This is a genomic window from Pelomonas sp. KK5, from assembly GCF_001984095.1.
Taxonomy (GTDB): domain Bacteria; phylum Pseudomonadota; class Gammaproteobacteria; order Burkholderiales; family Burkholderiaceae_C; genus KK5.
Genome location: NZ_LYVQ01000520.1, coordinates 1 through 757 on the forward strand (window position 1 = coordinate 1; position 757 = coordinate 757).

1 protein-coding gene and 1 pseudogene are annotated in these 757 nt (G+C 68.0%); both read right to left on the reverse strand.

Going from position 1 to position 757, the window contains the following annotated elements:
• A pseudogene (locus B0W88_RS33345) lies at nucleotides 1–281 on the reverse strand (MotA/TolQ/ExbB proton channel family protein); the annotation flags it as partial.
• Between the two features lie 128 nt (nucleotides 282–409).
• Nucleotides 410–757: hypothetical protein (locus tag B0W88_RS32090; protein ID WP_198938018.1), on the reverse strand; the 348-nt coding region annotated here is incomplete at its 5' end.

The following is a 757-nucleotide window of genomic DNA, read 5'->3' on the forward strand; positions in this document are numbered from 1 at the left end:
GTGATCAGGATGTACCAGCTGCCCATGGACATGATGGCCAGCAGGGCCAGCACGGTCTTGGACACGGCATCGCCGTGGTTGATCATGGCCATCAGGCCGTAGGGGTTGTCTTCCTTGTGGGCGGCCGGGGCGGCAGCGGCGGCAGGAGCGGCGTCCGAGGCAGCGACGGCTTCAGCAGCAGGAGCGGACGCGGCGGAATCTTGAGCCTGGGCCACGGGCGAAGCGCCCAGGGTCACGGCAAATGCGAGGGCAGCCAGGAGGCTGGAGATACGAGAAATCATGGAGTCAACTCCTGCGGAAAAAAACTGTTGGTTTCAAGGTAGCGAGGCTGGACGTCAGGTTGGCCCCGCTGGGGAGGCCGGACCGGTCAGCGCAGTGAGACTGCGCGCTCGACCCGGCATGCAATCCATCAATCGCCGATCTTGAACACGAATTCCTGCTCGAAGACGTGGTCGCCCGGGCATTCGTAGGTGTCTTTCAGCGTCGATTCGATCGAGGCGAGCAGCGCTCGCTGGGCCTTGCGGTCCACGCCCGAACGCAGCGGCTGCGCTTCGATGCTGACCACGCGGCCGGCCTTCACCGTCGCGGTGATCTTGTAGGCGGCTTCACCGCTCCAGCTCAGCGACGGCGCTTCCGGCTTGCCCATCTTCGTGCAGACCATGCCGGCCTTGACCGGGCCGGCCGGGGCGGCGGCAGGCGCCGGGGCGGGTGCGCGCGGGGCCGCCGTGGCGGCCGCGGGTGCGGCGGGCGGCGGCGT